The 1,187-nt window shown below is 41.8% G+C and carries 1 protein-coding gene; it reads right to left on the reverse strand.

What is annotated here, in order from left to right; genetic code table 11:
- Positions 1-366: 366 nt before the first annotated feature.
- Entirely contained in the window at positions 367-855 is a 489-nt protein-coding gene (locus JCM12296_RS37640) for a hypothetical protein (protein ID WP_218188457.1), read from the reverse strand.
- Positions 856-1,187: the final 332 nt, after the last annotated feature.

The following is a 1,187-nucleotide window of genomic DNA, read 5'->3' on the forward strand; positions in this document are numbered from 1 at the left end:
AAGATGCCACCGTAACCGCCGTCAAAGTTTAGCACTTTGTTGGTGCACCGAGCTTTCAATGAAAAAGAAAGCGAGGTGCCCGGTTAAAACAAATAAATAAGCCCGGTCCGAAAAGAAAAAGAGCACAAACCGATTATGATGGAACGGACTCTTAAAAAAACAAACAAGCAAAAAAACTGCAAAATATAAGCCTTGATGAACTTACAGATTCGGTGCAGTCCTTTCAAGCAAGCACAAACCAAAAACGTGCAAAATAAAGAACGGAAAACAAGTCAATATGAGCACCAACGTTGCCTTCAACCGCGAGCGAAGCGAGTCGGACTGAAAGGCATGGTTGGGCGTAAAATCATCGATTAAAAAACCATTCTATAAACCATCTGCTACTTCTGAATCAATTTCTAATACAGCCTCAGCAATATTATGGAAGCCCTTAGCCGCAGCAATAACGGAAAGAGCGCATGCAAGGAAAGTGTCATCCCACTCACGGCCTGAAGCTTCTGCGACAAGTTGAGGCAGTTGCTTTAAAGCAATAAAGTAATCAGCTTCTAATTCCTCTGGTATTGGCACAGAGTTCTTTTTACGACATATTTCAACCCAAGCTGGAAATTGGAAATACGTGAATCCGGCCTTTAAGGGTGATTTGGATATAGCATTTACCACATAAGGAACTGCCGCAAATGACGCTGGATAGACGTCACCTTGGTGAGCCAAAGCACTCCATAGTGAAAACCATGGTTCATCATTTCCTTCAGATGAAGGCAGGCTTTCAAGTTGGCGTAAAAGAGCTGGTATATCTGAAGCAAATCCATATGCATGTTTTAGCTCTGACCATTTTGGACTATCAAGACTTAGCATGATATTCGATCCTATGCGCCCAACATTGGATTAGACGACCCAATAGTTGCCTTATAATACGTCTATTTAGCAGACGAAATCGTATTATTGGCCTCATCAGTCCAATAATACCCCTTATTTCCGGTGTTATTGGCCTCATGAGGCCAATAACAAATTGACATTTCGTAAAAACAGTGGTGTAACATGAACAGATGTTCACTAAAAACCTTTCCAAACGAAACGCCGGTAGCGGTGCGAATGGTTGGTGCTACGGATTTAATCGTAGCGATGGATTCTGCTTTAATCAAAATCAGAACGTTTCATGATCATGGGTTGATCGTTATTCATATCCC

The sequence above is a fragment of the Desulfosarcina cetonica JCM 12296 genome (assembly GCF_001311845.1).
GTDB classification, from domain to species: Bacteria; Desulfobacterota; Desulfobacteria; order Desulfobacterales; family Desulfosarcinaceae; genus Desulfosarcina; species Desulfosarcina cetonica.

Bases quoted from the DNA above. Each gene is read 5' to 3' on its own strand.
- JCM12296_RS37640 (WP_218188457.1), bottom strand. From the start codon at position 855: ATGCTAAGTCTTGATAGTCCAAAATGGTCAGAGCTAAAACATGCATAT.